Raw genomic sequence first — 16,130 nt, 5'->3', positions numbered from 1 at the left:
ATGGCTTGATCGGGCTTGCTAATCTCGGCGGCCAGGACGACGTGGCTTGGGGAGGACACGCGTGGTAGGTGGCGAAGCGTTCCTCGTAGTGGGGCTGGGCTGTCTGGCGGCGGTCGCGGGCGCGGTGATCGCCGTGGTCGCGCTCAGCCGGGCGCGGCGGCAGCGGGAGGCACCCGTGCCGCCGCCGGCGTCGGTCGACCCGTTCCAGACCGGCGACACCGACGCGCTCCGCGGTGACCCCGCGCGCTGAAGCCCGGCGACATCGTGGAGATCCGCACGAAGTCGTACGCGGTGCGCGGCACGCTCAAGTTCACCGAGGGGGACTGGGGCTGGGCGGAGCATCTGCTCGACGACGCGGCCGGCGGCAAGGTGTGGCTCTCCGTCGAGGAAGACCCCGACCTGGAGCTCGTGCTGTGGCACGAGGTGCCGAGCGCCACCGTCACCCCCGGCGCGCCCACCGTCGACTTCGACGGCCGGCGGTACACGCGGGACGAGGGCGGGCACGCCCGTTACACCGCCACCGGCACGACCGGGCTCAACCCGACGGGCACCGTGCGGTACGAGGACTACGCCGCGCCGGACGGTGCGCTGCTGTCGTTCGAGTCGTACGGGGACAGCGGCAAGTGGGAGGTCGGGCGCGGCGAAAAGCTGCACCGCGCCGAGGTGCTCATCTACCCGCAGGCCGGCTGAGCGCCGTGCTCGTGCGCCTGGAAACGCCGTACGCGGACACGACCGCGGGCGACCTGAGCTTCGCGCTCGGCCTGCCCGAGCTGCCCGCGCTGCACGTGCTCCGCCTTCCCGGCCTGGAGCTGCGCCTGCTCGGCGCGTCGCACCAGGTGGTGTGGACCGCGGCGGGCGGCGAGCGGCTCGTCGAGACGGTGGCCTGCCTGCCCGGCCGCGACCCGCACCTGCCGTCCAGCATGGACGGTGCCGGCTACCGGTTCGAGTCCACTGTGGAGCCGCTGGGGGCGGCGCCGCCGTGGCAGGAGCTGGCCGCCGACCCGCACGCGCTCGTCGGCGTCTTTCCCGGCGACCCGAACGCGGTGACCGCGCTGCGCGCCGAGGAGCGCGGCTGGCGCACCTGGCACGCGTACCCGCAGACCGGCGAGCTCGTGACCACCCGGACATGGTTGGGGGAGTGCTGAATGGCGTACCGCAGATGGTTTGTCATCGGCATCGGCCTTGCGCTTGTCGGCGTGCTGGTGGCCGGCGTCGGCCTGCTGACCGGCAGCTTCTCGCCGCGCGGCTACGTCTCGGACAACTACGCCCGCGCCACCGGCCAGGACATCGGCCGTGACGCGCTCGCGTACACCTCGTCGAAGGCGCCCAGCGCGGTGGCCGACCAGATCACCGGCGTGTGGGAGCCGGCCGACCGGTACGTGGACGGCAGCGGTGTCTACCTGCGCTACGACGACGACGCGGTGGTCATCCTGCCGCTCGCCGCGGTGGGCTCGCTGATCCTCGTGGAGAAGATGACCACCGCGTACCCCCGCTACTACGGCACGGTTGGCAACTACTGGGGTTGGGGTCGCGGCACCAGCGTGCGCGGCGGCGGTCCCGGGGCCGGGAAATAGGAGGCACGCACCATGGACCTGGTCACCGACCTGCTGGTCACCCTCGCGTACGGCGCGGTCGGCGTGGTGCTGATGGCGATCGGCTACGTGCTCGTCGACGTCGCGACGCCGGGCCGGCTGCGCGAGCTGATCTGGGTCGAGCGCAACCGCAACGCCGCGCTGCTGCTCGCCTCCAACCTCGCCGGCGTCGGCATCATCGTGGTCGCCGCGATCGTCTCCAGCGAGGACGACTTCGTCGACGGCATCGTCGGCGCGGGTGCGTACGGGCTGCTCGGCCTGCTCATCATGGCGGCCGCGTTCGTGCTGCTCGACCTCGCGTCGCCGGGCAAGCTCGGCGAGATCCTCGTCGACCCCGAGCCGCACCCGGCGGTCTGGGTCTCCGGTGTCGTGCACCTCGCGACCGGCGGCATCATCGCCGCGGCGATCAGCTGATGACCACGCCGGCGAAGCGCATCGCCAGGCGGCTGAAGATCTTCGGCTTCCTCGGCTTCGCCGCGGCCGGCGTGGCGACCTGGCTCATCGTCGCCCCGCCGAGCTTCGACAGCACCACGACCGTGCCGGCGCCGGACACGCAGATGGCGGCCGCGACCGTCGAGCAGCTGGCGAAGGCGGCCGCGGCGCACGGGGTCTGCTACGGCTGGAAGCTCGACGGCCCGATCAGCGGCGCCACCACCGGCTCCAACCTCGGGCCGGGCGTGGCGGTCGGCAGCGACCCGGTCCGCTGCCCGAAGTGGGTCGAGGTGCGCGCCGACGTCACCTGGACGAGTTCGAGCAGCGAGGCCGCCGACAGCGCGTACATCTCGATCGCCTCGGCCGGCGTGCCCGCGCCACCGGCCGGCCGGCTGGACCGCTTCGGGCTCACCAAGAGCGCGTTCATCGACGAGCCGGACTGGGCCGTCTGCCAGGGCGCGCTCGCCCTGCCGCTGCTGCTCGCCGAGGACGGGTCGGTCCCGCCGGCACCGGTCGGCACGCTCGCACCGGGCGCTGCCGCCGGTCCGCCGCCGAGCGCCGGCAGCGACTTCTGGCGCGACCGCTGGATGTATGTGAGCGGCGCCGCCGTCCTGCTCGCCCTGGCGGTCCTGACCATCGGCATCGGCTGGTTCGAGCGCCGGCACGAGCGCACCCGCACCACGGGCGGCAAGCCGAAGCCGCCCGCCAAGGCAGCCGCGCCGACATGAGGTTCGCCCGCAGCGCGGTGCTCGCGGCGGTCTTCGTCTGCGCGGCCTGCGGCCTTGTGTACGAGCTGGCACTCGTCACGCTCGGCAGCTACCTGATCGGCGACACCGCCGGCCAGGCGTCGATCGTGCTCGGCGTGATGGTGTTCGCGATGGGCATCGGCGCGCTCGCCGCCAAGCCGTTGCAGAGCCGCGCCGCGGTCTCGTTCGCGGTCATCGAGATGGCGCTCGCCCTGCTCGGCGGCCTCTCGGTGCTCGCCCTCTACGCCGCGTTCGCGTGGCTCGACCTCTACGCGCCGGCGCTCGTCGCCACCGCGTTCGTGCTCGGCGCCCTCATCGGCGCGGAGATCCCGCTGCTCATGGTGCTGCTCCAGCGGATCCGTGAGCAGGCGGCCGGCAGCGCGGTGGCCGACCTCTTCGCCGCCGACTACGTGGGCGCGCTGCTCGGCGGGCTCGCGTTCCCCTTCCTGCTGCTGCCCGTCTTCGGCCAGCTCCGCGGCGCGCTCGTGGTCGGCGCGGTCAACGCCGTCGCCGGTACCGCGCTGGTCTTCACGCTCTTCCGGCGTGACCTGACCCGCCGGTCACGCGCCGCGCTCACCGGCGGCGCCGTCGCGGTCGGGCTGCTTCTCGGGTACGCGTACGTGGTGGCGCACGACTTCGAGGTGACCGCCCGCCAGCAGCTGTACCGCGACCCGGTCGTGCACGCCGAGCGCAGCCGCTACCAGGAGATCGTGCTCACGAAGGCGCTCGGCTCCACCGATCTGCGGCTCTACCTCAACGGCGACCTGCAGTTCAGCTCCGTCGACGAGTACCGCTACCACGAGGCGCTCGTGCACCCCGTGCTCGCGGGCCCGCGCACGGACCTGCTCGTGCTCGGCGCCGGTGACGGGCTGGCGGTACGCGAGGCGCTGCGCTACCCGGACGTGCGGTCGGTGACGGTCGTCGAGCTCGACCCGGCGGTGGTCGCGCTGGCCCGCACGTGGCCGGCGCTGCGGGCGCTGAACGGCGGCGCGTTCGACGACCCGAGGGTGCGGCTGGTGCACGAGGACGCGTTCGCCTGGCTGCGCGCCGCGCCGTCCCGCTTCGACGCCGTGATCGTCGACCTGCCCGACCCGGACGAGACGGCGACCGCGAAGCTGTACTCGGTCGAGTTCTACACGCTGCTGCACAACGTGCTCGCCCCCGGCGCGCGGATGGTGGTGCAGTCCGGCTCGCCGTACTTCGCACCCCGCTCGTTCTGGTGCATCGAGGCGTCCCTGCGCGAGGCAGGCTTCGCGACCGAGCCGTACCACGTCGACGTCCCGTCCTTCGGCGACTGGGGCTTCGTCCTCACCGGCGCCGCGCCCGCCATCCCGGCGGACGCCCCGCCGCTGCGCTTCCTCACCGCCGACGTGCTCCGCGCGGCCACCGTCTTCCCACCGGACCGCGGGCGGGTCGCGGTGGAGGCGTCGACCCTGCTCCATCCGCGGGTACTGGAGTACGCGCGCCAGGAGTGGCGGAACTACTGACTGGCGCCCGCCGCCGTGCCACGCTGGTGCGATGTCACTGACGATGGGGAGCGGCCCGTTCGGCCACGTGCCGGCGGGCGTGTTCGCGCCCGGCAACGTGCTCATCGACCCGTACCCGCGCCGCATGCGGGGCGTCCTCGCCGGCGAGACGGTCGTCGACTCCACGCACGGCCAGCTCGTGCACGAGCCCGGGCGGCTGCCGCGCTGCTTCTTCCCGCCCTCCGACGTCCGCACCGACCTGCTCGTGGCAGGCCCCGCGGGCGTACCGTCGGCGGCGCTGGGCGAGAGCCAGGTGTGGGACCTGCGGGTCGGCGACCGGCTCGTCGAGCGGGCCGCGATCGCCTACCCGGCCCCGCCGCCGGGAGCCGAGCGGATCGCCGGTCAAATCGCGCTCTACTGGCGGGCGATGGACCAGTGGTTCGAGGAGGACATGCCGGCCGTGGCGCACGTGCGCGACCCGTACCACCGGGTGGACGCGCTCCCATCCTCCCGCCACGTGCGGGTGAGCCTCGACGGCGTGACGCTTGCCGAGTCGGAGGAGGCCGTCGTCATCTACGAGACGGGGCTGGTGCCGCGCTGGTACTTCCCCCGCTCCGACGTGCGCGTCGCGCTGGAGCCGAGCACCTACAGCTCGCGCTGCGCGTACAAGGGCGAGGCGTCGTACTGGTCGGTCGTGGTGGGGGACACGCCGCACGTCAACCTCGCGTGGACGTACACCGAGCCCCGCCACGACGCCGCGCTCGCCAAGGACCGGGTCGCGTTCTTCAACGAGCGGGTCGACCTGGACGTGGACGGCGTGCGCGAGCAGCGACCCGGCGGGCCGTGGGCGGATCCGGACTGGTGGCGCGACAAGACGTTCGAGTCCGACCTCTGACCCCAACGGCCGCCGTTTGTGTCCCGGGCGGCTGGGAAACCCGACGCGATGAGCAACAACCTCGTCGCTCGTGCCATGTTCGTCGTCGCCACGTCCGCCGCCGTGCTCGCCGGACCCACCGCGCTCGTGTCCGGTTCGGCCGCGTCCGCGGCCCGCGGTGCTGAGGTCTTCGTGGAGGTCACGCCGCGCACCGTGCAGGCCGGCGAGCAGGTCGACATCCAGGCCAGCTGCGACGGCAACGACCAGGCGGCGAACGTGCGTTCCGACGCCTTCGGCCGGGTCGCGGTCCGCCCGGACAACGGCCTGCTCACCGGTACCGCCACCGTGCAGGACCGCAAGCCGCCCAACACCTACGACGTCGTCCTCACCTGCCCCAACCGCGCCACGGCCAGCACCACCCTCACCGTCGTCAACATGAGTAAGGCAACCCGTGGCCCCGCCACCGGCGCCGGCGGCACCTCGGGCGGCACGGTCAGCCCGCTCGTCCTGACCGGCGGCCTCGGCGTCGTCGCCGTTGGCGCCGGCGTGGCACTGGCCGTCCGGAGCCGCCGCGGCGCCGGATCCGGCGGCTGAGCCGCGACGGCATGGCCGCAAGCCAGGACCGGCGCTGGCCGGGCGCCGAGGCGGTGGCGGCCGCGGCGGTGGGCATCGCCCGCGAGGTCGCCCGCGCGAGCGTGGCCTCCTCACCGCCGGGACGTCACCGGCCCAAGGGGCCACGCGGTCCCTCGAAGGACGCGCCACCGGAGCGGCCGCGCGCTCCCGCGAAGGACGTGCCACAGGAGCGGCCGCGCCCTCTCGCGAAGGACGTGCCACCGGAGCGGCCGCGTGCTCGCGCGGCGAAGGGCGAGCCGCCGGCGGGCGGTCCCGCGCCGGGCGGTGCGGCGCGCCGGGCGCTAGAAGCCGCACCGCCGGGCCCGGAACGCGCGGCCGTCGCCGTGCGCCGCCAGGCGTCGCCGGTGTCCCGTGCCGCCATCGCCGCCCGTCAGCAGGCGGCGGGCGTCGAGGAGCCGCAGCGGCCCGGCACCGACCGGTCGCGACCCGCCGCTGCGGACGCACCGCCACGGGCACCCGCGCGAGCGGCGACCGTGCCGGCACCGCCCCGGTACGCCGACCGGCGCGCGCCACGGCGGCCACCGGACCGGACGCGCGACTTCGTCCGCCGGCGCAGTGGCCGGCTCCGGCGTGCGGCGTGGCGGGTGGGCGGGCCGGACTGGGGGATACGGCTGGCGATGTCGCTGATCATCGCGGTGATGCTGCTGACCGTGACCGGCTTCGCGTTCGAGCGGCTCACCGGCGTCGACGTGCTTCCCGACGGGCCGGCCGCCCGCTTCTGGCCCGCGCCGCGCGACTTTCCGGTGCTGGCGCGCAGCCTGCCGGTGAGTATCCGGGCGAGGTCGGTCCGGATCGACGCGCCGGTGCACGGCGTCGGCAACACCACGGGCGGCGCGATCGACGTGCCGCGCGGCGAGCGGTTCGACGAGGCCGGCTGGTACGACAAGGGGCCCACGCCCGGCGAGTACGGGCCCGCGGTCATCGTCGGCCACGTGGACAACGGCGCGGGTCCGTCGGTCTTCCACAAGCTGTCCCGCCTGCGGCCGGGCAACCGCGTGGAGGTCGACCGCGCGGACGGTTCGGTAGCGGTCTTCGAGGTGAACTCGGTCAAGCGCTACGACCGCGACGAGCTGCCGGCGGATGAGGTGTTCGGCGACTTCAGCCGCCCCGGGTTGCGCCTGATCACCTGCGGCGGGCGCTGGGTGGGCGGTGCCACCGGCTACGCCGACAACGTCGTCGTGTACGCCTCGCTGGTGAAGGCACGCCGCTAGGCTCCCCGGGCCGTCGTACAGGTCCCAGGGCTCGGCGCGGGGCGGACTCGCCGTACGCCCGCCCGCGCTCGCGTGGTGGCCCGTCGACTCAGCGCTCGTGCACGACCTTGCCGCCGACCATCGTCAGCACGGGGCGGAGGTGCTTGATGTCCTCGGCCGGCACGGAGAAGTAGTCCCGGTCGAGGACCACGAGATCGGCCAGCTTGCCCTTCTCGATCGAGCCGATCTTGTCCTCCATGCTCAGGTGCCAGGCGTTGTTGATGGTGAACATCCGCAGCGCCTCGCCCCGCGTGACCTGCTCGCCGTCGTTGATGAGGTCGCCGACCGCGTTGCGGCCGGTGACCGCGAAGTACAGGCCGAAGAACGGGTTGAGCGGCGCGATGTGCACGCCGTCCATGTGGATGCCGGCGTGCGGGATGCCACTGTCCAGGATGGACCGGAACGGTGAGCCGCTGGCGCCCGCCGTGCCCGAGGGGTAGCGGAACGTGCCGACCTGCACGCTGCCGCCGAGCGCGCCCAGCCGGGCCAGCAGGTCCGGACTCACGAACGGCACGTGGTGGACGGTCCACCGCAGGTCCTTGATGCCGAACTCCGCGTCCACCGCCTCGTACGCCGCGACGATGTTCTGAAACTGGGCCAGGCTCAGCGCACGGTTCGTGTTGCGCCACCGCGCCTGCGCGATGACCCGCTGCGCCTCCAGCCAGGCCGCGCCGGAGCCGTCGCCGGGCGCGCCCCACTCGCCGATCGCGCCGGTCATCAGCAGGTCGTCGCCGAAGAGCGGGAAGACGTTGCGCAGCCGCTCCTTCAGCTCGGGCAGGTTGATGTCGTTCTGGTTGTGCAGGAAGTTGGTCTGCAGCCGCACGATCGCGTCGCCGTCGGCGTGCACCGCGAGCCACGGGTCGTACATGCGGTAGTGGTCCAGGTTGGACAGGCTCTGCGTCGGCGCGAGCGGGCCGGGCGCCGGGAAAAGCACCTGGTCCAGGGAGGCGGTGAGGCCGACGCTCGCCGAGTACGCCATCGCGTCCCGCGTGCTGCGCTTCTTGTCCTCGAAGCTCTGCCGCACCCGCAGGTGGTACAGCGCGGCGTTGGACTGCGCGCCGGCCGCGATCGTGCCGTCCGCGGCCACCACCACCGGGATCGACGCGGTCTCCAGGAACGCCTTGCCGAGCGTGTTCGTCCGCGCCGGGCCGCTGAAGTTCTGGAAGAGCAGCACCGGCCGGTCGGGTACCGCCTCGTCGAGCTCGGCCAGCGTAGGCACGCGCCGCTCGGCGAACATGTTCGGGTGCCAGCCGCCCATGGCCGTGACGAACTCGCCCGGCGGTACGCCCCGCCGCCGTTTGGCGAGCATCTCCTGTATCTCGCGGACGTTCCGGGCGTTTTCGATGACCACGTGGTAGCCGGGCCGGTTGGCCAGGCTGACGATGTGGACGTGGCCCTCGATGATGCCGGGCACGACCGTGCGGCCGCGCAGGTCGATCACCCTGAGGCCGGGACCGCCGCGCGGGACGTCGCGGCCGACCGCGGTGAATACGCCGTCTTCCACGAGGACCGCGTTCACCACCGAGCTTCGCTTGTCCATGGTGTGGATGCGGCCGTTGACGAGCGCGGTGCGGTCGGCCTGGCCGTGCGCCGACGCGGCGGTCGGTGCCGCGACGACGCCGGCGACACCGGCGGCGGCGCCCGTCAGCAGGAGGTTTCTTCGGCCGATTCCAGGCATGGTGGTATCGCCATCTCTGTGCATTGTGGATACTCCTCGGTCAGAGAGTCAGATGCCCAGCACGCTGCGCTGGACGGTGTCGCTGGCGCGGAGCTCGGCGGAGGTGCCGCTGCCGGCCACCCGCCCCTCGGCCAGCAGGTAGCCACGGCCGGCGGCCTCCAGCGCGCGGTCGACGTCCTGCTCGACCAGCAGCACGCTGACGCCCTGCGCGTTCACCGCCTCGATGGCCTCGAACACCTCGTCGGTCATCACCGGGGCCAGCCCCAGCGACGGCTCGTCGAGCAGCAGCAGCTTCGGCTGTGCCATGAGCGCCCGGCCGATCGCCAGCATCTGCTGCTCACCGCCGCTCAGGCTGCCGGCGAGCTGCCCGGTGCGCTGCCGCAGCCGGGGGAAGATGTCGTACACCCGCTCGAGGCTGCCGCGGTAGCCGGCGCGGGCCGCGCGGCGGTACGCGCCGAGGCAGAGGTTGTCGTACACGGACATGGACGGGAAGACCCGGCGGCCCTCGGGCACGACGGCGACGCCGTGGCCGCAGACCTTGTGTGCGGGCAGGTGGGCGATGTCGGTACCGCCCACGGCCACCCTGCCGCGCCGCTTGGCGTGCAGCCCGGCGACGGCGTTGACAAGAGTGGACTTGCCGGCACCGTTGGTGCCGAGGACGGCCACGGTCTCTCCATCGTGGACGTCCATCGTGACGCCCCACAGCGCTTGCGCGTCGCCGTAGAAGGCATCCAGGTCCCGGATCTCAAGCATGAGCGCGCTTCCCCAGGTAGGCCCGGACGACCGCCGGGTCGGTGAGCACCTCGCGCGGGTCGCCGTCGGCGAGGCGGGTACCGCGGTCGAGCACGACGATGCGGGTGGCGAGCTGGTTCACCACGCGCAGCAGGTGCTCGACGATCACGATGGAGACGCCGGAGCGGTGCACGCGCCGGATCACCTCCACCGCGTTGTCGATCTCGGCGGGGTTGAGGCCGGCCAGCGCCTCGTCCAGCAGCAGCACCTTCGGGTCGGCGGCGAGGGCACGGGCGATCTCCAGCAGCTGGCGCTGGTGGAGGTTGAGCTTGTCGGGGTATGCGCCGGCGAGGTGCCCGAGGCCGACGACGTCGAGCGGCTCGGCGGCGTCCCGCCGGGCGGTGGCCAGCGACCGCGGCGAGCGGCCGAACATGATGGCCATCGCGACGTTGTCGCGCACGGTCATCGAGGTGAACGGCCGGGGGATCTGGTAGGTGCGGGCGACCCCCGCGTGGGCGACCCGGTGCGGCGGGAGCTTGGCGAGGTCGTTGCCGGCGATCTGGACACTGCCCCGGGTGGGGCGCAGGTTGCCGGAGAGGATGCTGACGAGGGTGGTCTTGCCGGAGCCGTTCGGGCCGACGAGCCCGACGATCTCGCCCTCGCGCACGGTGAACGAGACGTCCTCGAGCGCGCGGACGCCGCCGAAGTAGCGGGCCACGTTCCGGCACTCGATCAGGACCTCTCCGAGCGCGACCGGTGCCGCCGGAGTGATTTCGACGGGCCCGCGGGACGCGGGCTCCGGCAGCGGCGGCGGGACCGCGCGCCGCCAGGGGACCAGGGCCACCACCGTCGCCGCCAGCAGCCCGGCCAGCATCGCGTCGAGCGGCTCGCCGGGCAGCCACACGACCGCGACCACCACGGCCGCGGTGACGAGCGCGACCAGCGGGCGCGTGCGGAGCCGCGCGTACAAACCCTCGGGAGCCAGCACGACCAGCAGGACGAGCATCGCGCCCAGCACGATGAGCTGCCACTCGCCGAGCCCGGACGCGGTGAGCCGGTCCTGCAGGAGCACGACGAGCACCACGCCCACGACCGGGCCGAGCCAGTGCGTCCGTCCACCGAGGACGCTCATCACGATGACGAACAGCGGCACGGTCAGGTGGAAGATGCTGTCCACCGCCACGAAGCCGATCTGCAGCGCGAAGAGGCTGCCGCCCACGCCGCCGATGACCGCGCTGGCCACCAGCGCCAGCAGCTTGTACCGGAAGGTCGGCACACCCAGCCCTTCGGCCACGTCCTCGGCGTCCCGCACCGCCGACAGCGCCCAGCCGAAGCGGGACTTCTGCATCAGGTACGCGACAAGCACCGCGAGCGCGGCGACGAGCAGGTTGAGCAGGTAGAGGAAGTCCTGAAAGAGCCCGAGCCCCTCGGGGAAGGGCGGGACGGCGACGATGATGCCCTGCCCGCCGTCGATCGACGAGTTGATCCGGGCGAGGGCCGCGAGGATGAACGGCACGGCGAGCGTGAGCAGCGCGAAGATCTCCCCGCGCAGCGAGCGCAGGCGGAAGGCGATGGCCCCGATCGCCAGCGCGAGCACCGCGCTGAGCCCGGCCGCCACGAGGATCGTCAGGTAGAAGCTGACCCCGTGGCGTCCGAAGAGGACAGCCGTGCTGTAGGCGCCGATTCCCACGTACGCCGCCTGGCCGAAGCTGAAGTACCCGCTGTAGCCGGACAGGATGTTCCAGCTCGTCGCCTGCGTGACCCAGAAGAGCATGAGCGTGAGCAGCGCGAGGTAGAACAGCGGGAAGCCGAGCGTCACCCGGTACAGCGAGAGGCAGGCGAGCACGGCTACCACGAGCGGGAAGCCGATCGCGAAGCGCCGGGTCATCGGTGTGCTCCCGCCGTGGTGAACAGGCCCTGCGGTCGCAGGATCAGGGCGAGGACGATCGCGGAGAAGAGCACGAACGGCGCCGTGGCGGGGGAGAGCACCACCGACACGACGCTGGACAGCAGCCCGACGAGTACCCCGGCGGCGAGCGTGCCGACCAGGTGGCCGATGCCGCCGAGGATGACCACCGCGAACACCGTGCCGAACCACTCGAACGCGGTCGCCGGGGTGAGCGAGTTGGCGAGTGAGAAGAGCATGCCGGCGACCGCGGCGGTGGCGCCGGTGACCGCCGCGAGCAGTACCCCGATCCTGCGGTGGTCGATCCCGAACGCGGCCGCGATCGGCCGGTCCTCGGCGTAGGCCCGCAGCGCCCGGCCGATGAACGTGCGCCGCAGCACAAGGTGCGCGCCGAGGATGACCAGCAGCGCGATGCCGAACGCGAGGAGCGTCGGAACCGGGAAGACGAAGCGGCCGAGCCGCACCGACTCGGTGGCGTACGGGTTGACCTCCGCCGCCATCCGCTGGAAGTCGGCGCTCCAGATGTTGGAGACCGACTGGACCACGACGATCAGCACGCCGAACGTGATCAGCAGCGAGTTGAGCTCGGAGACGCGCAGGGCGTCGAACGCCCACTGCAGCGCGCCGCCGAGCACGAACATCGCCGGCACGCTGACCACCAGCGTGACGAGCGGGTTGACCCGCCACGCGGTGGCCAGCTCGAAGGTCAGGTACGCGCCGAGCAGGATCATGCCGAAGTGGGCCAGGTTGATGATCCGCAGCACGCCCCAGGTCACCGAGACGCCGGCGGCCATCAGGGCGTACAGCCCACCCAGCAGGATCCCGCTCAGCGCGGCTTGGACAGTGGTCATGGTGTGGGGCCGCGAAGCTCGCCGGCCGCCCGGTCCTTCGGCCAGACCGTCACCCAGTCGCCGTTCTGGATCTGCTTGATGGTCTGCGTCGTGGGCCAGAAGTTGTTCTGCGCCGGGTCGAAGGTCAGGTGGCCGCTGAACGTGGTGTCCGCGCCACCCGAGTGCAGCGCGTCGCACATCTTGGCCTGGTCGGTGCCGCCGGCCGCCTTGACGCCGGCGACCAGGATCTCCCAGGCGTTCCAGGAGGCGGCCGCCTGTGTCTCGAAGACCGTGTACGGCAGCTTGGCGGCGGTGGCGCGCGTCTTGAAGTCGTTGACGATCGTGGTCGCGTCGCCGCCGAGCTTGTCCAGTGTGGACTTGTTCGGCTCGAAGATGCTGACCGACAGCAGCCCGTCCGAGGTCGCGCCGAGGCCTAGCGGCGGGCCGGGCGCGGGGAAGAGGCTGAACATCATCGGCGGCTTGTAGCCGAGCTGGGCCATCGCCTGCAGCAGGTTGACCGGGTCGACGCCGAGGCCGTTGTTGATGACGAGGTCGGGCTTGGCGTCCCGCACCCGGGCCGCGATCGGCGCCCAGTCGGTGGTGGTCGGCGGGTACCGCACCTCCAGCACCAGGTCCAGGCCCTTCTGCTTGGTGACGGAGACGGCGCCGGTCTTGTTGTCGCCGGAGCCGTACGACACGAAGTCCGTCGACCCGTTCTGGTTGGTCAGGACCGCGATCCGCTTCGGCGGCGTGGCCAGGCTGGCGGTCGCCTCGAAGAGCTGGTTCGGCACGAACTCGTTCGGTGTCGGGCCGATCGACCAGGCCGGGAACTGGCACTCGTACGTCAGCAGCGGTGCGATGACGGCGGTGTGCTGCGGCATCGTGTACCGGTGGCGGGCGGCCACGGCCATCGCGCTCAGGATGTTCGGCGTGGCGTACGGGCCGATGATCAGGTCCACCTTGTCCTGGCTGATCAGCTGCTCGTACAGCGTGCTCACCTTGGCCTGGTCGGACTCGTCGTCCCGCACGGTCCACCGCACCGGCCGGCCGAGCAGGCCGCCCGAGGCGTTCAGCCGCTCCACGAACAGCTCGCCGGCGATCTTGTGGATGGCGCCGGTGGCGGCGAACGCGCCGCTGAGCGAGAGCGTCGAGCCGACGACGATCGGGTCGCCGCTGGCCGCCGACGGCCCGGCCGCGCCCGCGTCCTCGGACGGCGACTTGGACTCGCAGGCCGCGGTGGCCAGGAGGAGCAGAGCGGCCGCGGCGACTATCCCTTTCCTGAACATGCTCAATGCACCTTCCCGGTGTCGTGCACGACGGATCCGCCGACGACGGTCAGCACGGACCGCACGTGGCGGATCTCGTCCTCGGGTACGCGGAAGTAGTCGCGGTCCAGGACCACGACGTCGCCGAGCCGGTCGTCCTCCAGCACCCCGAGCTGGTCCTCGTCGGCCTTGCCGAGAAACCAGGTGTTGTCGCGGGTGTAGAGGTCGAGGACCTCGCGGCGGGTGATCTGCTGGCCGTCGTTGACGACCGCGCCGAGCGCGTTGCGGCCGGTGACGGCGTAGTACGCGTGGATGAACGGGTTCATCGGGGCGATCTGCATGCCGTCGGAGCTCATGCCCGCGTGGATGCCGTTGTCCACGATCATGCGGAACGGCGGCCCCGCGGCCGTGCCGGTGCCGGCCAGGTAGCGCCAGCCGGTCAGCGAGAGGCCGCCGCCGAGCGCCTTGAGCCGGTCGACGTAGTCCTCGGTGATGAACGGGACGTGCGCCACCACCCACCGCAGGTCCTTGATGGACACCTCGGCGTCGACCGCCTCGAAGCCCTCGATCTCGGTGCGGAAGTCGGTGGGGGACAGCGAGTGCACCTCCGCCCGCCAGCCGGCGCGCGCCACCCGCTTGGCCGCCTCCAGCCAGTTGGGGCCGAGGCCGCTGGCGATGAACTCGCCGATCCCGCCCGTGCGCACCATGTCGTCGCCGAAGAACGGGAACGCGTTGCGCAGCCGCTGCTCCAGCGTGGGCAGGGCCGCGTCGGTGTCCATGTGCAGGAAGTTGATGCGCAGCCGCACCGGCGCCTCGCCCCGGTCGTACAGCTCCAGGAACGGCAGGTGCATCGTGTAGTTGTCCTCGTGCGCGGCACCGTCGGCCGGCGTGCCCGTGGCCTGGAACGCGCCCTGGTCGAGGTGCGTGGTGACGCCGACGCTGAGCGCGTACGCCATCGCGTCCCGCGCACCGCGCCGCCGCAGCTCGGGGGTGAGCCCTTGGCGCAGCGCGAGCGTGGCCCGGCCGGTCTGCGTGCCCGAGGCGATCGAGCCGTCCGCGCCGACGGTGACGCCGGCCGCCTCGAAGAACGCCTTGCCGAGGCTGTTTGTCGCCGACGGGCCGCTGAAGCCGACCGAGACGTACGCCGGGTGGTGCGGCAGCGCGGCGTCGAGCTCGGCGAGGGTGGGCAGGCGCACCTCGCGGAACTGGTTGAAGTGGAAGCCGCCGATCGTGGTGACGAACTCGCCGGCCGGCACGCCCCTGGCCCGCGCCCGGTACGTCTGCTGCACGTCGGCGACCGAGTACGCGTTCTCCAGTGGAGTGTGGCGGCCGGGGCGGTTGCCCATCAGCACGATGTGGTTGTGGTTGTCGATGATGCCCGGGATCGCGACCCGCCCGCGCAGGTCGACCACCCTCGGTCGTTCGGGCACGGCGCGGAGGGCGGCGCCGAGGCTGTTGCCGGTGTACGCGACCCGCCCGTCCCGGATGGCCAGGGCGCGTACCACGTCGTGGCGGCGGTTCATCGTGTGGATCGCGCCGTTGTGCAGGACGAGGTCCCGCTCCGACGGCCTGCCGTGCGCGCCGGCCGGCGGTGCGCCCGCGACCGCGCCGATCGCGCCGGCGGCACCGACCGCCGCGCCGGTGCGAAATATCGTTCTTCGGGGGACGCCTTCCTGGTCAGCCTGGGTCACTGGACACCGTCCTCTCACGGGTCACGACGCGGCTTTGGGGTGGGTGTCGGCGTGTGTTTCGCGTGGGGGTCAGCGGTATTTCAGAGCTGTCTTAGGGCCGGAGTGTAAGCTGTTAGTTCACACGTGTGCAATACCACTTACACACTCGGGACCTCGTGAACGCAGCTGTGTACACCGTGGCGCACGCGGCGGCCACGTGATCGACTGAGTGGTGACTCAGGCCCAGCGCTCGAGCACGAACCACACGCCGACGGCGGGCTCGGTGCTCTCGTTGCGGTAGGCGTGCGGGTTGGACGAGTCGAAGGAGACCGCGTCGCCCGCCGTCAGCTTGTGCGTCTCGAAGCCCAGCGACAGCGTCAGCTCACCGCTGATCACGAAGCCGAACTCGATGCCCGTGTGGCGCATCAGCAGGCCGGAGCTCGACGAGGTGCCACCCGGCTGGTACGTGATGAGCAGGAACTCCACGTGCTTGTGCGGCATCCGGCCGAGCAGCTCCCAGGTCACGCCCGAGTCCAGCGTCAGCACCTCGCGCTCGCCCGGCGTGATGACCGGGCCGACCCGCTCGCCCGTGCCCGCGGCGGTGAGCGCGGCGGTCAGCAGCGCGGCCGCCGCCGGACCCTCGCGGAGCGCGCCGTCACCGGCCGGCGAGAACGCGGGCAGCCGCACGACCCGCACGTCGGCCGGCTCGCCGGCGCCGGCGGGCTCACCCTCGCCCTCGGTCGCGGCCTCCTCGGTCGTCGAGGGGCCGAACAGCTCCTCTATGGAGATGCCGAGGGCGGTGGAGATCGCGTACAGCGTGCTGACGGACGGGCTGCTCTTTTCCGTCTCGATCTGGGAGATCAGGCTCGCCGAGACGCCGATGTCGCGGGCCAGGCCGCGGATGCTGACACCCCGGCGGACGCGCTCGGCCCGCAGCCGCGCGCCGATCGGGGGCACCGCTGGCGACGCCACGACCACCTCCCGCACGCTGACCGCCGGGCACGCCCCGGACCGGATGTCGAGTGTAGGTTACCGCCACATCCGCTCAGATTCGTC

Annotated in this window: 15 protein-coding genes and 1 pseudogene; 9 read left to right on the top strand and 7 right to left on the bottom strand. The window is 72.5% G+C overall.

Translation table 11 applies throughout. From position 1 onward, the window contains the following. Positions 1-61: 61 nt before the first annotated feature. From Phou_RS01795 to Phou_RS01755, 9 genes and pseudogenes are all read left to right on the top strand, one after another. A pseudogene (locus Phou_RS01795) lies at positions 62-690 on the top strand (DUF4178 domain-containing protein). Between the two features lie 5 nt (positions 691-695). Beyond that, positions 696-1,145, top strand: a complete 450-nt coding sequence (locus Phou_RS01790) for a DUF2617 family protein (protein WP_173052957.1) — start codon at positions 696-698, stop codon at positions 1,143-1,145. Further along, positions 1,146-1,574: a DUF4247 domain-containing protein gene (locus Phou_RS01785; RefSeq protein WP_173052955.1), complete on the top strand. Its 429-nt coding sequence runs from the start codon at positions 1,146-1,148 to the stop codon at positions 1,572-1,574. It abuts the gene before it with no gap. A 12-nt stretch (positions 1,575-1,586) separates the two neighbouring features. Next, on the top strand, positions 1,587-2,006 hold the full coding sequence (locus Phou_RS01780) for a DUF350 domain-containing protein (protein ID WP_173052953.1): 420 nt from the start codon (positions 1,587-1,589) through the stop codon (positions 2,004-2,006). Then, positions 2,006-2,752 (top strand): hypothetical protein, encoded by a 747-nt coding sequence (locus tag Phou_RS01775; protein ID WP_173052951.1) that lies wholly within the window; start codon positions 2,006-2,008, stop codon positions 2,750-2,752. The genes Phou_RS01780 and Phou_RS01775 overlap by 1 nt, the downstream gene beginning before the upstream one ends. Beyond that, entirely contained in the window at positions 2,749-4,257 is a 1,509-nt protein-coding gene (locus tag Phou_RS01770; protein ID WP_173052949.1) for a polyamine aminopropyltransferase, read from the top strand. The genes Phou_RS01775 and Phou_RS01770 overlap by 4 nt, the downstream gene beginning before the upstream one ends. Before the next feature lie 31 nt (positions 4,258-4,288). Then, positions 4,289-5,131, top strand: coding sequence for a DUF427 domain-containing protein (locus tag Phou_RS01765; RefSeq protein ID WP_173052947.1), 843 nt, complete (start codon positions 4,289-4,291; stop codon positions 5,129-5,131). A 48-nt stretch (positions 5,132-5,179) separates the two neighbouring features. Then, a complete protein-coding gene (locus Phou_RS01760) occupies positions 5,180-5,704 on the top strand; it encodes a hypothetical protein (protein ID WP_246273123.1) in 525 nt (174 codons plus the stop codon). Between the two features lie 11 nt (positions 5,705-5,715). Beyond that, entirely contained in the window at positions 5,716-6,954 is a 1,239-nt protein-coding gene (locus Phou_RS01755; RefSeq protein ID WP_173052945.1) for a class F sortase, read from the top strand. Between the two features lie 88 nt (positions 6,955-7,042). On the opposite strand, the gene Phou_RS01750 is transcribed toward Phou_RS01755, so the two are convergent. The 7 genes from Phou_RS01750 to Phou_RS01720 all read right to left on the bottom strand — a co-directional run bounded on the left by Phou_RS01750 (position 7,043) and on the right by Phou_RS01720 (position 16,046). Then, entirely contained in the window at positions 7,043-8,671 is a 1,629-nt protein-coding gene (locus Phou_RS01750; protein WP_173052943.1) for an amidohydrolase, read from the bottom strand. A 48-nt stretch (positions 8,672-8,719) separates the two neighbouring features. Continuing rightward, positions 8,720-9,424 carry an ABC transporter ATP-binding protein gene (locus tag Phou_RS01745; protein WP_173052941.1) on the bottom strand — a complete coding sequence of 235 codons (705 nt, stop codon included), beginning with the start codon at positions 9,422-9,424 and terminating at the stop codon, positions 8,720-8,722. Then, on the bottom strand, positions 9,417-11,291 hold the full coding sequence (locus Phou_RS01740) for a branched-chain amino acid ABC transporter ATP-binding protein/permease (protein WP_173052939.1): 1,875 nt from the start codon (positions 11,289-11,291) through the stop codon (positions 9,417-9,419). Before Phou_RS01740 ends, Phou_RS01745 begins: the two co-directional genes overlap by 8 nt. Continuing rightward, positions 11,288-12,160, bottom strand: coding sequence for a branched-chain amino acid ABC transporter permease (locus tag Phou_RS01735; protein ID WP_173052937.1), 873 nt, complete (start codon positions 12,158-12,160; stop codon positions 11,288-11,290). The genes Phou_RS01740 and Phou_RS01735 overlap by 4 nt, the downstream gene beginning before the upstream one ends. Next, on the bottom strand, positions 12,157-13,425 hold the full coding sequence (locus Phou_RS01730; protein WP_173052935.1) for an amino acid ABC transporter substrate-binding protein: 1,269 nt from the start codon (positions 13,423-13,425) through the stop codon (positions 12,157-12,159). Before Phou_RS01730 ends, Phou_RS01735 begins: the two co-directional genes overlap by 4 nt. 2 nt (positions 13,426-13,427) lie before the next feature. Then, positions 13,428-15,095, bottom strand: a complete 1,668-nt coding sequence (locus tag Phou_RS01725; RefSeq protein WP_173052933.1) for an amidohydrolase — start codon at positions 15,093-15,095, stop codon at positions 13,428-13,430. 216 nt (positions 15,096-15,311) lie between these two features. Beyond that, complete coding sequence (locus Phou_RS01720) at positions 15,312-16,046, bottom strand: helix-turn-helix domain-containing protein (protein ID WP_173052930.1); 735 nt, start codon at positions 16,044-16,046, stop codon at positions 15,312-15,314. Between the last annotated feature and the right edge of the window lie 84 nt (positions 16,047-16,130).

The sequence above is a fragment of the Phytohabitans houttuyneae genome, from assembly GCF_011764425.1.
In the GTDB taxonomy this organism is placed as follows: domain Bacteria; phylum Actinomycetota; class Actinomycetes; order Mycobacteriales; family Micromonosporaceae; genus Phytohabitans; species Phytohabitans houttuyneae.
This window is presented reverse-complemented; position numbering and strand designations above follow the sequence as displayed.

Excerpts from the sequence above, each read along its gene's own strand:
- Phou_RS01785 (WP_173052955.1), top strand. The coding sequence starts at position 1,146 with ATGGCGTACCGCAGATGGTTTGTCATCGGCATCGGCCTTGCGCTTGTC.
- Phou_RS01780 (WP_173052953.1), top strand. The coding sequence starts at position 1,587 with ATGGACCTGGTCACCGACCTGCTGGTCACCCTCGCGTACGGCGCGGTC.
- Phou_RS01775 (WP_173052951.1), top strand. The coding sequence starts at position 2,006 with ATGACCACGCCGGCGAAGCGCATCGCCAGGCGGCTGAAGATCTTCGGC.
- Phou_RS01770 (WP_173052949.1), top strand. The coding sequence starts at position 2,749 with ATGAGGTTCGCCCGCAGCGCGGTGCTCGCGGCGGTCTTCGTCTGCGCG.
- Phou_RS01765 (WP_173052947.1), top strand. The coding sequence starts at position 4,289 with ATGTCACTGACGATGGGGAGCGGCCCGTTCGGCCACGTGCCGGCGGGC.
- Phou_RS01760 (WP_246273123.1), top strand. The coding sequence starts at position 5,180 with ATGAGCAACAACCTCGTCGCTCGTGCCATGTTCGTCGTCGCCACGTCC.
- Phou_RS01755 (WP_173052945.1), top strand. The coding sequence starts at position 5,716 with ATGGCCGCAAGCCAGGACCGGCGCTGGCCGGGCGCCGAGGCGGTGGCG.
- Phou_RS01750 (WP_173052943.1), bottom strand. The coding sequence starts at position 8,671 with ATGCCTGGAATCGGCCGAAGAAACCTCCTGCTGACGGGCGCCGCCGCC.
- Phou_RS01745 (WP_173052941.1), bottom strand. The coding sequence starts at position 9,424 with ATGCTTGAGATCCGGGACCTGGATGCCTTCTACGGCGACGCGCAAGCG.
- Phou_RS01740 (WP_173052939.1), bottom strand. The coding sequence starts at position 11,291 with ATGACCCGGCGCTTCGCGATCGGCTTCCCGCTCGTGGTAGCCGTGCTC.
- Phou_RS01735 (WP_173052937.1), bottom strand. The coding sequence starts at position 12,160 with ATGACCACTGTCCAAGCCGCGCTGAGCGGGATCCTGCTGGGTGGGCTG.
- Phou_RS01730 (WP_173052935.1), bottom strand. The coding sequence starts at position 13,425 with ATGTTCAGGAAAGGGATAGTCGCCGCGGCCGCTCTGCTCCTCCTGGCC.